Source organism: bacterium, from assembly GCA_021371935.1.
In the GTDB taxonomy this organism is placed as follows: Bacteria; Armatimonadota; UBA5829; order UBA5829; family UBA5829; genus UBA5829.
Window position 1 is genome coordinate 145,005 of record JAJFVF010000012.1, and the last position, 15,394, is coordinate 160,398.

Consider the following 15,394-nt stretch of genomic DNA (forward strand, 5'->3'; position numbering starts at 1 on the left):
CCAGAAACCTCTCTCCCTATAAAAATTGCCCGGAACTGATGCTTAGTATTACATCATCTCAACTGTTTTTCCTCGCCGAGCGCGCTCCGCAGCAAAGACAATGAGATGGCTCTCAAGCGACACATCCGGTCCCGATGTGATCAGAGACGGATCATTATTGCGCACGGCTGACAAAAAGCTCTTCATCAGACCAAAGTCGCCGCCGCCATGACCCGTGGTGATCTGACCGTCGCCCATATTCAGCTCGACCATGGTCTTCTTTTCGGTCAGGAAATCTGCATGCTCGATGCCCTGATCAACGCACCGAAGTGTGCCCTGATCGCCCATAACGTATGTCTCTCGACCACCGGAGAGGTTAAAAGCTGTCATTGTAAAGCCGGCAGTCTCGCTGCCGCCGAACTCCATGTTTACCACCTGGTGATCGACGACATCGTTATCGCATGCAAATACGCATCGGCCGTATGGTCCATCCTTAAGAGCAATTTTCACTGCATCGGGCGTGCCGCCGCGTGTCACCACATTCACCGGCCATCTGTCAAAATGGGTGATATCTTTTATGTAAATCTTGTATGCAGAATATGGGCAATTCGGTTCGATTTTGCAATCGACGCAGCGATCAGATGCGCCCTCGGGCTGATTGGCACGAGTGAAATATGATAGACTGCCGAATGATGATACGGCCGTGCATTTGCTCGGTATGAAATAGTTGAGCAGATCAATATCATGGCATGACTTGGCAAGGAGCATAAATGATGACAGGTTTTCATTGCGCCAGTTGCCGCGCACATATGAGTGAGCCTGATGCCAATAGCCGACCGGCTCGAGCAGTTGGATATTGTGCACTTTCCCGATAATGCCGCTGTCGATCATCTCTTTGAGTTTGCGGTTGAACGGAGTGTATCTTAAGACATGGCAGACTGCCAGCATAACTCCGCTCTTGATAACAGCATCATAGATGTTTTTGCAGTCCTCGGCTGTGGGAGCCATGGGCTTTTCGAGCATTAAATGATATCCCATGCCCGCCAGAGCCACGGCAGGGTCGCGATGATCGGCATCCTGTGTGCAGATGATGGCGGCCTCAGCGAGTTTCGGCTTATCCAAAATATCTCGCCAGTCGCGAAAACACATGCTTTCAGGAACGTTATAGGTGTCGGCAAAGTCGTTGCGAACATCATCGCGTGCCTCACATACCGCAACGATTTCTCCCTCGTCTGGAAACGATTTTACATACTTGGCATAGGCGCTGCCGCGACTTCCTGCGCCAACAACTATGAATGGTACTCTTTTCATGATGCTTCCCTATAAAATTGCTTGATATATAGATACAGTTTAATCTTATTGTTTGGCTTTTTCAATGGCAGACATAAACAAAAAGGAGGAACTGCAACCACAGCCGGGCAAAGAGATTATTGCTGACAATACTAGACTTGATTGGAGTAAACATTCAGATGGACTCACTGGATAAACTCATAAAACCGGACGCTCTAAAGCGCCCCGCACCGTTTTGGAGCTGGAACGATAAACTCGACGAAGCCGAACTCAGGCGACAGATCCGCGAAATGGCTGATAAAGGCTGGGGAAGCTATTTTATGCACTCGCGGGTCGGGCTTGTGACCGGGTATCTATCTGACGAATGGTTCGACTTGGTAAACGCCTGCGCTGACGAGGCAGAAAAAACCGGCACATACGCATGGCTCTATGATGAGGATAAGTGGCCTTCAGGATTCGCAGGTGGAGAAGTACCTGAAAAGGATAAAGCATATCGGTCGCGCGCGTTGGTGTTTGTCAGAAAAGGAACCGCCACAGATAACGATGAAGTGCTATGCTCGATAACATACAGGGGCACAGAATACGATATTTGCAAACGGATAGCGCCGTTGGGGGACCTATGGTTTAACGGCGCAAGCTATGTGGACCTGATGAGCCCGGATGCCGTCAGAGAGTTCATAAACTGTACGCACGAGAGATATAAGCAGCACTGCAGCGCTCACTTCGGCAAGGCAATCCCCGGAATCTTCACGGACGAACCATGCTATCTGGCTCAACACAGATATGATGTGCCGGTGGTGCCATGGTCTGACTTTTTGCCCGACTTCTTTATGCAACTCAAAGGATATGACCTGACGCAGAAACTCCCGCAGCTCTTTGTAGATATAGACGACTACAAAAAAGTGCGGTTCGATTTCTATGACGCCGCAACAGAACTCTTCAAACGGTCTTTCACAAAGCAGTACTATGACTGGTGTGGCGAAAACAACCTGCTTATGACCGGTCATTTCATGGCGGAAGACGGGCTGGTATACCAGACGCAGTGGTCTGGTGACGTTATGAGCCATTATGAGTTCATGCACTGGCCGGGAGTCGACAAACTCTGCCGCGTTGTCCCGTCAGATCAGTTGGTGACCATAAAGCAGGTGGCATCAGCCGCAGACCAACTCGGCAAAGAACGGTCATTTTGCGAAGTCTTCGGGTGCGTGGGCGGACAGGTCAGCTTCTTCCATCGTAAATGGATCGGTGACTGGCAGGCGGCTCTGGGTATCAGTTTTGTCAACCATCACCTCTCACTCTACTCGATGCGAGGCGAGCGTAAGCGTGATTACCCGGCAAACCTGTTCTATCAGCAGCCGTGGTGGACTGATGAGAAAGAATTCGCCGATTATGAGGCTAGGGTTTGCGCGGCAGTCTCCGAAGGCGATAGACTGGTAGATGTGCTTCTGGTCCAGCCTCTGACAAGTGTATGGAGTGAATACACTCCGCTGCACAAATCGGCATCCGAGTCGCCTGAGCGCATATATGACGAAGCGTTTACTGATATTTCTTCAAAGCTCATGGCGCAAAAGATTGACTTCCACTTTGGAAATGAAAACCTGATGGCAAACCATGCATCAGTCGAAGTCAAGACCTTTAAGATAGGCAAGCATTCATACAGCTGTGTAGTTGTGCCGCCTGCAAGCAACATAAAATCTCATACGCTGGAACTGCTCAAGCAGTATGCAGCAAACGGTGGAAAGCTAATCTTCACTGGCGCGCTGCCGACTATGGTCGACGGTGTCGAAACGGCTGTGGATATAGCAGGCTGCACGATTGTGTCCGATGTGAATGAGGCTGTTAATGAGGTTTCCGGGATATTCCCGGCTAGGATTAAAGTGACAGATAAATACACAGGAGACAATGCGCCTGAAGTATTCATACACTCGCGAAAGGTGGGCGGATCGATACGCCATCTGATCGTGAACACAAGTGAGCAGCGGCCTGTTCGCTCGACGATAAGTATTTCCGGCAATCAGCCCATGGCAGTCTTCGATCTCTTTGATGGATCGCTCTACAAACTGGAAACGAAAGCCGGCATCATTGACATCAACTTCGCTCCCGCGGGAAGTATATTGATAATCTGCGGCGAGGAGGCAAAACAGGCTTTTCAGAGCGTTCCGGTTGTGCTCGGGTCGGGCATATGCTTCACAGACTTTACGCAGAGCCTGCCGAAGGCCGTGATCGACAAGTTCGACTGCCGCGTTTTGGAAGACAACATATTACTGCTCAATGATATGACGCTGGAACTCGGCGGTAAGGCGGTCTATGAAGGACCTGTATGTGGAGCATGGCATAAACATTTCTACAAGGCAGAAGATGGCACTAAGTTCAAGGCAACATACAAGTTCTTCTCGGAGTGCACGGTCGAAAACACCTTCGCTGCAATCGAAGTAGCTGAAAACCTCGACTCGATCACATTCAACGGCCAGTCGGTAAAAGCTCTAAAAGAGCATGGTGAGCTTGGCGCATTTGATCCGGCAAAGAGTTGGAAAGACATCAACTTCACGAAAGTCCCTCTGCCTGTCATAAAGAAGGGTGAGAACACTCTCGTAATCGAAGGCAAGAAGGTAAATAACATTACTGAGCCTGGTCTGCACAGAAGAATACCCGATTGGCGCGAGCATGAGGCGACAGAGGCTGAAGAGGTCTACTTGGCCGGCAAATTCTCGCTTGCACCCGTATCGGATGGGCAATACGTCATTACGGAGTTCAAAGAGCCTGTAGGCAAAAACCTGACCGATGAAGGTTTCCCATTCTACTGCGGGCGAGCGCTGCTTTCATCTGAGTTCGACATGCCTGAAAAATCTGCCGGTAGACTATACCTGAAGCTCAACCGAGCCAACCTGGCGTCTGCTGTGGTCAAGGTCAACGGCAAAGTGTGCGGCACACTAAGATGGATGCCGTATACTATCGATATTACCGATATGGTGAAACCCGGCAAAAACAAACTAGAACTTGACATTGCTACCACTCTGGTCAACTGCTTTGGCCCCAACCGAAGGACCGGAATTAAGCAGGAAACCGGTATTGGTCCGGGAAACTTTGTCGATATGTCCAAATTCAAGCATGGGTATGAACTCTTCGAGTTTGGCCTTGACGGTGTGTCGATATTCGGTGTTGAATAGCCATTGCTCACAAAGCAAAAAAATGGTAGGATTCATTGGCACACCGAAAAGGAGAACCTTATATGATAGCAACTGAAATAGATTACTTTGTAAAAGACATCGGCCTGGCTGACTGGGGCCATAAAGAGATATCAATAGCCGAAAAAGAGATGCCCGGCCTGATGGCGACGAGGGAAAAATATGGTCCCGCAAAGCCTCTGGCGGGTGCGCGAATAATGGGATCGCTGCATATGACGATCCAGACGGCTGTGCTGATCCAGACACTGGTCGAGCTTGGAGCTGATGTCCGCTGGGCAAGCTGTAACATATTCTCCACACAAGATCATGCCGCTGCAGCAGTCGCTGCTTCAGGCACTCCTGTTTTCGCGCTTAAGGGCGAATCACTTGAGGAGTATTGGGAGTTTACAAAAAGGGCGATGACCTGGCCGGATGGCGGCGGCCCCACACTGATCGTAGATGACGGCGGTGACGCTACCCTGCTTGTCCATCGCGGCTACAATGCAGAAAACGATCATTCAATTGTTGACCAGCCTACCGACAACAAAGAATTGGCTATAGTAAACAGCGTGGTGAAAAAATCTCTGGCTGAAAACCCGAACTTCTTCCATAAGATTGTCGAGAATATCCGTGGTGTCTCCGAAGAGACTACGACGGGTGTTCACCGCCTATATCAGATGCTCGAAAAGGGCGAACTGCTCTTCCCGGCAATCAACGTCAACGATTCGGTCACAAAGAGCAAATTCGATAACATCTACGGCTGCCGCGAGTCCCTGGTTGACGGGATAAAGCGAGCGACCGATGTCATGATCTCAGGCAAGACAGCCCTTATCTGCGGCTATGGCGATGTCGGTAAAGGCTCAGCGGAGTCTCTTGCAGGCCAAAAAGCAAAAATCTTGGTTACTGAAATCGACCCGATATGTGCGCTGCAGGCCTGTATGGCGGGCTATACAGTGACCACTGTCGAGGATGCGCTGCCATGCGCAGACATATACGTCACCTGCACCGGTAACTGCGACGTTATCACTGCAGAGCATATGTCTAAGATGAAAGACCAAGCTATTGTCTGCAACATCGGCCATTTCGATAATGAGATTCAGGTAGATGCTTTGAAGGCTTGGCCTGGAATAAAACATACAAATATCAAGCCGCAGGTGGATGCGTTCACATTCCCCGACGGCCATACGATATACCTGCTGGCCGAGGGTCGTCTCATCAACCTCGGCTGCGCGACGGGGCATCCGAGCTTCGTGATGTCCAACAGTTTCACCAACCAGACCCTTGCCCAGATCGATCTGTGGACCAACGATCACAAGGTCGGCGTATACCTGCTGGACAAAAAGCTGGATGAAGAAGTGGCCAGGCTCCACCTCGGCAAGCTCGGAGCCAAGCTCACACAGCTCAATCAAAAACAGGCCGACTATATAGGCGTGCCTAAAGATGGTCCGTTCAAAGCGGAGCATTACAGATACTAGTTCATTGAAGCGATAAAACAGGCTCGGATGAATATATGCCGAGCCTGTTTTTGTTGCAATTACAACACTATATTGTCAATTGTATTGACATAACGTAATAAGCCGGATATACTTCAACCAGCCTGGCGGGTAACAAATAAGACGAATGTGAGGGATGGAAAGATGAAGTATGTAATAGTGTTGACGGTGCTGTTTACGTTTGTCTCTTGCGGGGCAGTATGTGCCGATTCGCTCAGCCTGAACATTGACGATCTGATCGTCAGCGAAGTCATGATCGGAGCTATTTATAGAAACGTGCTTGCAGTTGGTGATGGGATGGGCTTAAGCGGAACCACGGTCTTCGATTTCCCTCTAGCCTCCATGACCACTTCCAGTTTTGACTACACATATTCGTCCGGCTCTCTGCCCGGATACACCTGGAACACAACTGGTGAACGTGATGGCGAAGACGAGAATTACTGGTTCGTTAATCCGATTGGGGCTTATCAGGAACCTGAAGTAGACCCGGATATTCCCTGGATAAGTATAGAGGAAATCGAAAACGGACCCACCATAATCCTGCATTGTACAAACCTCCTGGACGGGCAGGACGGCTGGACAGTCACGTGGTCATCGAATGGATCCTTCGCCAGCAGCAGCCACACCTCGGGAGCAACAGATATGGTCAGAATTCTCGAAGACGATGAGGGGCTTTATTACGATATTGAGATCAATAGTGACAAAGTGTACGGCAACGTCGTGATCGAAATGAATGGAACCATGCATACAGGCACTGGTCAGGTTACTTACACCTCTGTCCCCGAGCCGTCCGGCATACTTGCCGTATGCGCCGGGTTTGTTTCGATAGCAACGTTTTATAGAAAACGAAAAGCAGGGTAAACGAGCAGACTTGGCTAAGTGGTAATTAACATATTGTAACTGAAATAGAGGGTGCAGTGGATAGCAGTTTTCTTGACCGATATGTGTCACCATCGACTTTTTCGTCCTATGAGGACTTTAAGGCTAATTTCAAAATAGACGTTCCTGACAACTTTAACTTCGGGTTCGATATTGTTGATGATTATGCCAGGCTCCAGCCTGAAAAAAAAGCGCTTGTATGGTGTAATGACAAAGGCGACGAGCGGATATTTACATTCGCCGATATAAATAAACTCAGCAACAAGGTTGCAAATTACCTTACATCCCTTGGCATTGTGAAGGGGGATAAGGTAATGCTGATCCTTGGCCGACGATATGAATATTGGCTGTGTGTTGTTGCTCTGCATAAAGTTGGCGCTGTCGCGATCCCGGCAAGTCATCTGCTTACAGGCCGCGACATAATCTTCCGCAACAACTCAGCCGATGTAAAGATGATAATCGCCTCTGATGAGTCGCACGTGTTGGAAGCTGTGGATGAATCCGTTGAGCATTCCCCAACCCTCAAGCACCGGGTGATAATTCATGGTCAGAGACAGGGTTGGCAGAACTTGCACACTATGATTGAAACTGCCTCAGACAAATTCGACAGACCCACAGGTGACGCAGCGACAACCAACGACGACACTCTCATTCTATATTTCACATCCGGTACCACAGGCCATCCGAAAATGGTCCGGCACAATCATACCTATCCACTCGGGCATATCCTGACCGCTAAATATTGGCAAAACGTGCAGGACAATGGTCTTCATCTCACTGTCGCCGACACCGGTTGGGCAAAGGCAGCCTGGGGAAAGATATACGGGCAGTGGGTAGCAGGCAGCGCTGTGTTCGTATATGACTATGATAATAAATTTGATGCTAAATGTTTGCTGGACTCGATTGAAAAACATCGTGTGACCACATTCTGCGGTCCTGCTACTATATATAGAATGATTGTTAGGGAGGACTGCTCAAAATATGATCTGAGCAGTCTGCAATATTGCGTTGTGGCGGGAGAGCCGCTCTACCCTGAAGTCTTTAACAAAGTGCGCGATTGCCTTGGGCTTAAGATCATGGAGGGGTTCGGTCAGACTGAAACCACGGTTGCAATCGCCAACTATCCATGGATGGAGCCTAAGCCCGGTTCGATGGGTAAGCCTTCGCCGGGTTATGAGGTCGATATGCTGGACGATGATGGGCGTCCATGCGCCGCAGGTGAAGAGGGACAAATCGTCTTTCGCACAGACAAATCCACTCCGGTCGGTATGTTCTGCAACTATTTCAGAGACCCCGAGCTTACCAATGCAGCTTGGAGAGACGGCATCTATTATACGGGTGATATTGCATGGAAAGACAGTGACGGCTACTATTGGTATGTCGGGCGTGCCGACGACACCATTAAGAGTTCAGGCTATAAGATCGGCCCGTTTGAGGTCGAAAGCGCTCTACAGGAACATCCTGCCGTCCACGAATGTGCAATCACAGGCATACCCGACCAGATACGCGGTCAGATAGTGAAAGCAACAATTGTGTTGAACCCGGGATATACAGGCTGCGATGAATTGGCAAAAGAACTGCAGGATCATGTCAAGTCGATCACTGCACCATATAAATATCCGCGCGTGATCGAGTTCACCGATGCCCTGCCAAAGACGACAAGCGGCAAGATATGTAGACACAAGATCAAACATGCAGATATACAAAAACTTGCTGCTGCAGTTGAGGCTTGACTTGAGCAAGCATTCTTGATCGTAATTATATTTCAACAAGCTATAAGGTGAGACAACACTATGAAGGTTATCCACTTAGTTGTGAATGTTTGCACATGCGGCATGCTGCTCACTGGAATTGCAATTGGTGAACCTACTCCCCAGCCGGTGAAAGATGCACAAGCAGAGTGTTTGTTTAAGAAAACAATCTCCATGCAATTACAGGTTGATTATATGCTCAGCTTACCTCATGACTATAACAAGGATGCGAAAATACGCTGGCCGTTGGTGCTTTTTCTTCATGGCGCAGGAGAACGAGGCGACGACGTCAAGAGAGTTAAACTGCTCGGCCCACCAAGAATGGTGGCGGAAGGTAGAGAGTTTCCATTTATACTTGTCTCACCCCAGTGCCCCGAGGATTCTTGGTGGGACAGCCAAACAGATATGCTTTCTGCTTTACTTGATGAAATTGAGGCCAATTACAGAGTCGACAAAGACCGAATATATGTTACAGGTTTGAGCATGGGTGGTTTCGGAACTTGGGCTCTGGCTGTAAAAGAACCCAAGAGGTTTGCTGCAATAGCCCCGATTTGCGGGGGAGGAAATCCCAAAAAAGCAGATCTCATCGTAAGCTTACCGATGTGGGTTTTCCATGGCGATAAGGACGATGTGGTAAAGATCGAAAACTCCCAGAAAATGGTAGATGCCGTTAAGGCTGCCGGTGGAGAGCCGAAGTTCACCATTTATCCCGGCGTGGGGCATGACGCTTGGACATCAACTTACAATAATGATGAGTTTTGGACATGGCTGTTGGCACAGCGGCGAAATAGAGAACGTTAAATATCCTGTATCTTTGGATTCAGATCGTCAAGCTACTCATGATTGCCGTTTCGCCTGATGGGATCGACGATGACACCATCGAAGACAGCCGCACTGGACTTCACGGAGCACTTGTCGCCGACCACACACCGCTCCAGCATTGTTTTTCGCATCACTGTGGCACCGTGCCAGAGCACGCTCTGTTTGACCACTGAGCCCTCTTCCAGCACGCAGTCGTCACCTAAGATCGAATACTCAAGCAGCTTTGCGCCTTTTTCGATTCTGCAGTTGTTGCCGATCAGGACCGGATAGCCGATCTCGGCAGATGGATCGATCTGGACATTCTCACCCATCCACACGTACTTCTTCACTTCGGAGCATGGCAGCTTGACATCCACTCTGCCACTCAGTGCATCACGATGAGCTTCCTGATACTGTCTGAGATTGCCTACATCTTTCCAATAGCTGCGTGTGAGATAGCCATAAAACCTGCTCTTTTGCTGGAGCAGCAGCGGGAAAAGATTGTTTCCGAAGCCATATGGGGTCGCCTTGGGGATAAGTTCCAGAACATGCCTGTCAAAAATATAGACACCCGTATTCGCCGAATTGCTGAAGATGACCTCACCCTTTGGCTTTTCAAGGAATCTGGTGATGCGTCCGCGGTCATTAAGCAGAGCTATACCATACTCAGACGGGTCGTCCACAAGCGAGAGTGCAATGGTGGCCATGGCTTTCTTCTCTTCATGGAAGCGTACCAGCCGCCTGATGTCTATGTCGGCAAGGTCGTCGCCACCGACCACCACAAAAGTCTCTTCATCAAAAAAACTCTCGCAGCGCTTTACGCTTCCCGCATCTCCCCATAGCTGATCTTCGGGAGAATAGTGAATTTTTATGCCCCACTTCTTGCCGCTGCCGAAATATTCCTGAATCTGATCACCCAAATAATGGAGATTGACCATTATCTCCTTGAAACCGTTTTTTGCAAGCAGCTCGACAATATGCTCCATAACCGGTTTGTTCACTATCGGAACCATCGGTTTGGGCATATTCCTGGTGAGAGGATCGAGGCGGGAACCTACACCGGCAGCAAGAATCATGGCTTTCATGGGCGGACGCCCTCCAAAATATAGTTATCTGAACCGCTGAAACGCAGAAAAACAAAGATTATACTTATAGTCTAGTATTCGGCGCTTCAGCGGTTTTAATTACGGCTCGGTATATCAGCTCAGTTCCTTAGCTGCATCACTTATCGCCTGCATCACCTGCTGGCGTTCATCGGCAGTCAGCTCTGGAGAAACTGGTATGCTGAGACACTCTTTTGCGATCTTTTCAGTCTCAGGAAAGTCACCCGGCTTATAGCCTAGATTGGCGTATGCTCGCTCCAGATGAAGCGGATGCGGGTAGAATACCTTGGATTCAACTCCATGCTCAGCCAGTTTCGCTGTAAACTCATCACGCCTTGGCACACAAACAGTGAACTGATGATATACATGACAATTGTCGGGCTTTGCAACGGGCAACTTTATCGAAAGATCGGCAAGATGGTCTATATAATACTGCGCGTTTGCTCTCCTTGCCTCATTCCACTCATTGATTTTCTTGAGCTTTACTCGCAAGACAGCTGCCTGGATGGCATCAAGGCGGCTGCAGAAGCCAACATATTGATATGAATATGTGGCATCCTGACCATGTATACGAAGCGACTTGGCCTTCTCGGCCACGTCGACATCGTTAGTGAGCACCATTCCACCGTCTCCACATCCGCCGAGATTCTTTGTCGGGTAAAAACTCAACGTGGCAGCATCGCCATAAGCGCCGATCCCTCTGTCGCGATACTTCGCACCAATAGCCTGTGCGCCATCATATATGACCTTAAGCCCATATTTTTTTGCGATATCAGTGATGCCGCGTATGTCAGCACACTGGCCGTATAGATGGACCGGCAAAATCGCCTTTGTTTTTGGCGTAATCTTCTCTTCTATCTTTTTGGGGTCGAGATTATAGTCTGTCGGATCGATATCTGCATAAACAGGCTTTGCACCTACTATCATAATTGCTTCGGTCGTCGCGACAAATGTGAACGGAGTGGTGATGACTTCATCGCCGGGACCTATGTCATTTGCCGCGAGCGCTATTACCAGCGCATCCGTTCCTGAATTGACGGCAATTCCATATTTGGCCTCACACATATCTGAAACCTCTTCTTCGAGAGACGACACATTCGGTCCGCCTATGAACCAGCCGGATTCAAGCACTTCGCCCACGGCTGTTGCCAGCTCATCTTTAAGTGCAAAGTTTTGTGCTTTTGTATTAACAACTGGTATGGTCAATTTGATGTCTCCTTGTTGCAGGCTGTTACACTTCGGGCTGCTCTTCCCCAGCGATATCCGCCTCGATCCGATTCGCGAACTCGGTGGCGGTGGGATCAACCTGATTTAAGAACGCCAAATAAACACTAATGAAGTCAGCCAGATAAATGCCATACAGCAGCTTTTCGATATTCGTGCTGCCCTTCATTTCGAGGTTGATTGCAGTAAACCCATCAAGCACCTTTTCCGCAGCACTCATTTGGTCGGCAATCTCGCTCTTGTCTTGTGCATCGGTTAAGAAAACGAACCCGACTTTATCACGTCCACTGCCGGCGTGCTCCCAGCCTGATATGGCTCCGTCAATTACATCAGGGAAATTGCTGCGACAGGCTGCGGACTTTGCATTTGAATTGATCTGCATTTTGAGCCGTTCAGCTACAACCGAACGATAACCTGTGGCTCCAAAAATGACTGACAACTTACCAGAAAGAGTTATGGCTGCCCGTTTCGCGACATTTCGCTCCTGTTGCACCTCGCTTCTGAGGCTCTCTCTTGCGTTTTTAATCAGCCTGATGCCATAAGAGAGTTTCTCGACCTGGCCTGTAAGCAGTTCCATCTTCTCCAAAACGGCAATAACCGGTATGAACAGGTAGCCTATTGCAGACCGCACAGGTTGGCCTAAAGGAAGCTTAACCACCTTTACGCCGTCTTTGGCGGCGGCTTCGTTGAGTTTTCCTCCACCGGTGACACATATAACGGTTGCGCCTCTTAATCTGGCATCACGATAATTGCTGAGTGCAGCAGAACTCTTGCCTGTGTAATCTATAATAAATACAAGAGAGTTCTCTCCGATGTAACTGGGAAGGCGACCGCCATGATCGCTGAAAATGGGGGTTGAAATATCTTCACAAACAGCTTCGACAATTATATCAGCCGCTGTTGCACAACTGCCTGTTCCTGTGACAAAAATCACGTTCGGAGTGAAGGCCAGTGGTTCGATAGGCAGACTGCGTCCGATGCCGAGCGCTGTCTCGCATTGCTCGGGCAGTTCCCTGACGAGCCTGAGCATGTCCCTTTTGTCCACCGCCTGCATCTCTTCTAGATCATCCAAGATCGGTGTCGGCTGCTCTGTACTCATTTTTACTACTCCTAATACTTCTTTGTTCAGCCAAACGCTATAACCGGCTCAGTGGGTGTTTTCCCACTGAGCCGCAATCATACAAAGAACTGAACTTGCGAAACTTCCTATTCCGCTGTGAAAGGCAGCAACGCAATTTCTCGTGCCCTCTTAATGGCATGTGTAAGAGCCCGCTGATGCGATGCGCACGTCCCTGTCGTTCTGCGTGGCAAAATCTTGCCGCGTTCGGAAACAAACCTGCGAAGTCGGTTGGCACTCTTGTAATCTATATAGTCAACCTTATCCACGCAAAACGTGCATACCTTCCTGCGTACTCTTTTATATTTAGAGGGTTGGCCGCCTCTTTTAGGTGCTGGCATATCGCCACCTCCATCTATTCTTCAGCAAATGGATCATAATCCATATCCGATTCAATGCCTCCAGCGGGTACCTCCGGTGGAGCTTCATAATCCGACATCGGCGCTGCCGCAGATTGCTGACCTTCTTTCGGCCTGTCAAGCCCCTGAATGTTGTTTACGACAACTTCAGTGGCATATCTTTTCTGTCCGTCCTGTGCGACCCAACTTCGTGACTGCAATGAACCCTCTATTGCAACAAGTCTACCCTTATGAAGGTAATTTGCCGCAAACTCGGCTCTCTGCCGCCATGCCACCAAATTGAAGAAATCGGACACTTTCTCGCCAGTCTCAGACTTGAAACGTCTGTCGACAGCGATTCTCATCTGACATACCGCAACTCCACTGGGAGTATACTTTAACTCAGGGTCCGCAACCAGCCGACCTATCAGTAATACGACATTCATATTAGCCTCCTCGGATTCAAGCAGTGCCTGGGCACTACTGCCCACTTTCGGCGCTTATACTACTCCTCTTTCGGCTCTTCTTGCTCGGATTCCTCCGTGGCGGCAGATTCTTCAACATCAGAAGAAACTTCTTCCTCGGGCGCCTCTTGAACCTTAGTCTCTTCAACTTCTTCGACAGCAGAAACTTGCTCAGTCTCTACTTCAGCCGAAGTCTCAGATGCCTCCTCCGTCGTGGTCTCTTCAACCGCCTTTGCAGAAGTCTGTGCGCGCTCGACATATGAAGTATCGATCCGCTCAGGTTCAACTCGCAGAATAATGTGCCGTATTATATCGTCAGAAATTCGGAACACACGATCCAGTTCCTTTTCAACAGACGGCTCACCGGAAAAATACATCAGTATGTATGTGCCTTCACGGCGTCCTTTGATCTCGTAGGCCAGCCGCCGCTTGTCCCATTTCGCATGTGCCTGAATCTGCCCACCCTCGTCTGTCACAAGTGCGGTGTATTTATCGATGATGGGGCTGATCTGCTCGTCGGTAAGTGTAGAATCGACGATATACATTGCTTCGTAGTTACGTATCGTGGTATTCACCTCCCCTCGGTCTTGTATCGGTCCCGATCACCAGTCGGGACGGAGAGTACAACCGGAACGCATGTGGCATCCCGGAATCCTCACTCAGTTGTGGTCGAATATGATCGACGCGTTATTATAACACATTGAAAAAAGCATTACAAGAGCTCTTGACTGGTATAAAGGATGATGTTATTATGCAATCGATTGCGGTCAATCGATTGATATGCAGAGAGGTGCAATGGGCGTCACAATTTACGATATTGCCGGGCAGTTGGGAATTTCTGCCGCAACTGTATCACGTGTGTTGAATAGTCGCAATGATTCGCTGATTTCCGAGGCGACACGCGCACGTGTAATCAGCGCAGCCAAGCAAATGGGCTATAAACCAAACACGATGGCCCGCGCACTGGTCACAGGCAAGACTTACAATATTGCATTGTTTGCCGAAGATATGCAGGAGCGCACTGGTCCGCACTTCGCCCGGATGCTGGAGGCGATGGAACCAAAAGCACGAGAGCTTGGCTACCGGATGGTGGTGTGCGGAGAACTTGAAAGTGTATTGAGTTCCGGCATGGTGGATGGTGTGGTCTTGCTTGCATCGTCACATCCAAAGCTCACCTCCAAGTTCGATCACATCGCGCGTATATTCGTCTACTCCTCACCGGATATCGTTACCAACAGCGTCTGCTGGAACGATCTGGAAGGCACATGCATGGCTCTGGATTATCTGTGCAGCCTGGGACACCGGAGCATTGTGGGGATTTTGGGTGACATCAGGCCGGAGATGGAGGAGCATAGTCCAAAGGTGGTCGGTTTCCGCAGGGCTATGGAAAAAAGCGGCCTGCATTGGCGTGAGCTCATCGGAACCAGAAGCACAGATCAGTTTGAAAACGGCTATCTGCTCACCAAAGAACTGCTTGCTGACCCAGGCGATGTGACGGCGCTATTTGCTCGAAACGACTTTATTGCGCTCGGAGCAATGAAAGCTATTATGGAAACAGGCATGTCTATCCCCGATGACATATCCATTGTCGGCTACAACGATACAATCCTGGCTCGCTGCGTATACCCCGGCCTGACATCGGTGCATACACCTATCGCTGAGGCGGGCGTTATTGCAGTGGAACATCTGATCAGATCGATGGAGGGAAACCAAGAGGAATTTGCGGGCGCGATACTCCCGATATCGCTTGCTGTACGCGATTCGTGCGCTCCACCAAAGAAGTAGAGGTTA

At 49.5% G+C, this 15,394-nt stretch carries 13 protein-coding genes; 6 read left to right on the forward strand and 7 right to left on the reverse strand.

Translation table 11 applies throughout. The annotated features are described in order from the left end of the window. Window positions 1–48: 48 nt before the first annotated feature. The gene (locus LLG46_09345; protein ID MCE5323501.1) at window positions 49–1,290 is read right to left on the reverse strand and encodes a Gfo/Idh/MocA family oxidoreductase; all 1,242 of its coding nucleotides are present in this window, start codon (window positions 1,288–1,290) and stop codon (window positions 49–51) included. A gap of 158 nt (window positions 1,291–1,448) precedes the next feature. Between LLG46_09345 and LLG46_09350 the strand changes: the two genes are divergently transcribed. The 5 genes from LLG46_09350 to LLG46_09370 all read left to right on the forward strand — a co-directional run bounded on the left by LLG46_09350 (window position 1,449) and on the right by LLG46_09370 (window position 9,357). Continuing rightward, a complete protein-coding gene (locus LLG46_09350; GenBank protein ID MCE5323502.1) occupies window positions 1,449–4,436 on the forward strand; it encodes a glycoside hydrolase in 2,988 nt (995 codons plus the stop codon). Window positions 4,437–4,498: 62 nt separating this feature from the next. Beyond that, window positions 4,499–5,908 carry an adenosylhomocysteinase gene (gene ahcY / locus LLG46_09355; protein ID MCE5323503.1) on the forward strand — a complete coding sequence of 470 codons (1,410 nt, stop codon included), beginning with the start codon at window positions 4,499–4,501 and terminating at the stop codon, window positions 5,906–5,908. Window positions 5,909–6,070: 162 nt separating this feature from the next. Beyond that, window positions 6,071–6,787, forward strand: coding sequence for a PEP-CTERM sorting domain-containing protein (locus LLG46_09360; protein ID MCE5323504.1), 717 nt, complete (start codon window positions 6,071–6,073; stop codon window positions 6,785–6,787). Between the two features lie 56 nt (window positions 6,788–6,843). Further along, entirely contained in the window at window positions 6,844–8,538 is a 1,695-nt protein-coding gene (locus LLG46_09365; protein ID MCE5323505.1) for an AMP-binding protein, read from the forward strand. Between the two features lie 60 nt (window positions 8,539–8,598). Continuing rightward, on the forward strand, window positions 8,599–9,357 hold the full coding sequence (locus LLG46_09370) for a prolyl oligopeptidase family serine peptidase (GenBank protein MCE5323506.1): 759 nt from the start codon (window positions 8,599–8,601) through the stop codon (window positions 9,355–9,357). 32 nt (window positions 9,358–9,389) lie between these two features. Here LLG46_09370 and LLG46_09375 read toward each other — a convergent pair whose 3' ends face one another. From LLG46_09375 to rpsF, 6 genes are all read right to left on the reverse strand, one after another. Then, window positions 9,390–10,442 carry an NDP-sugar synthase gene (locus tag LLG46_09375; protein MCE5323507.1) on the reverse strand — a complete coding sequence of 351 codons (1,053 nt, stop codon included), beginning with the start codon at window positions 10,440–10,442 and terminating at the stop codon, window positions 9,390–9,392. A 114-nt stretch (window positions 10,443–10,556) separates the two neighbouring features. Beyond that, window positions 10,557–11,666, reverse strand: a complete 1,110-nt coding sequence (locus LLG46_09380; GenBank protein MCE5323508.1) for a DegT/DnrJ/EryC1/StrS family aminotransferase — start codon at window positions 11,664–11,666, stop codon at window positions 10,557–10,559. 25 nt (window positions 11,667–11,691) lie between these two features. Next, window positions 11,692–12,783 carry a hypothetical protein gene (locus LLG46_09385; protein ID MCE5323509.1) on the reverse strand — a complete coding sequence of 364 codons (1,092 nt, stop codon included), beginning with the start codon at window positions 12,781–12,783 and terminating at the stop codon, window positions 11,692–11,694. 107 nt (window positions 12,784–12,890) lie between these two features. Next, window positions 12,891–13,142 carry a 30S ribosomal protein S18 gene (gene rpsR / locus LLG46_09390; protein MCE5323510.1) on the reverse strand — a complete coding sequence of 84 codons (252 nt, stop codon included), beginning with the start codon at window positions 13,140–13,142 and terminating at the stop codon, window positions 12,891–12,893. Window positions 13,143–13,156: 14 nt separating this feature from the next. After that, window positions 13,157–13,585, reverse strand: a complete 429-nt coding sequence (locus LLG46_09395; protein ID MCE5323511.1) for a single-stranded DNA-binding protein — start codon at window positions 13,583–13,585, stop codon at window positions 13,157–13,159. Between the two features lie 59 nt (window positions 13,586–13,644). Continuing rightward, window positions 13,645–14,178, reverse strand: a complete 534-nt coding sequence (gene rpsF / locus LLG46_09400; GenBank protein MCE5323512.1) for a 30S ribosomal protein S6 — start codon at window positions 14,176–14,178, stop codon at window positions 13,645–13,647. 220 nt (window positions 14,179–14,398) lie between these two features. On the opposite strand from rpsF, the gene LLG46_09405 reads away from it, so the two are divergent. Next, entirely contained in the window at window positions 14,399–15,388 is a 990-nt protein-coding gene (locus LLG46_09405) for a LacI family transcriptional regulator (protein ID MCE5323513.1), read from the forward strand. Window positions 15,389–15,394: the final 6 nt, after the last annotated feature.

What these genes read in the sequence shown, in the direction of transcription:
- LLG46_09360 (MCE5323504.1), top strand. Translation starts at nt 6,071, where the DNA reads ATGAAGTATGTAATAGTGTTGACGGTGCTGTTTACGTTTGTCTCTTGC.
- rpsR (MCE5323510.1), bottom strand. Translation starts at nt 13,142, where the DNA reads ATGCCAGCACCTAAAAGAGGCGGCCAACCCTCTAAATATAAAAGAGTA.
- LLG46_09395 (MCE5323511.1), bottom strand. Translation starts at nt 13,585, where the DNA reads ATGAATGTCGTATTACTGATAGGTCGGCTGGTTGCGGACCCTGAGTTA.
- ahcY (MCE5323503.1), top strand. Translation starts at nt 4,499, where the DNA reads ATGATAGCAACTGAAATAGATTACTTTGTAAAAGACATCGGCCTGGCT.
- LLG46_09350 (MCE5323502.1), top strand. Translation starts at nt 1,449, where the DNA reads ATGGACTCACTGGATAAACTCATAAAACCGGACGCTCTAAAGCGCCCC.
- LLG46_09345 (MCE5323501.1), bottom strand. Translation starts at nt 1,290, where the DNA reads ATGAAAAGAGTACCATTCATAGTTGTTGGCGCAGGAAGTCGCGGCAGC.
- LLG46_09405 (MCE5323513.1), top strand. Translation starts at nt 14,399, where the DNA reads ATGGGCGTCACAATTTACGATATTGCCGGGCAGTTGGGAATTTCTGCC.
- LLG46_09385 (MCE5323509.1), bottom strand. Translation starts at nt 12,783, where the DNA reads ATGAGTACAGAGCAGCCGACACCGATCTTGGATGATCTAGAAGAGATG.
- LLG46_09370 (MCE5323506.1), top strand. Translation starts at nt 8,599, where the DNA reads ATGAAGGTTATCCACTTAGTTGTGAATGTTTGCACATGCGGCATGCTG.
- LLG46_09375 (MCE5323507.1), bottom strand. Translation starts at nt 10,442, where the DNA reads ATGAAAGCCATGATTCTTGCTGCCGGTGTAGGTTCCCGCCTCGATCCT.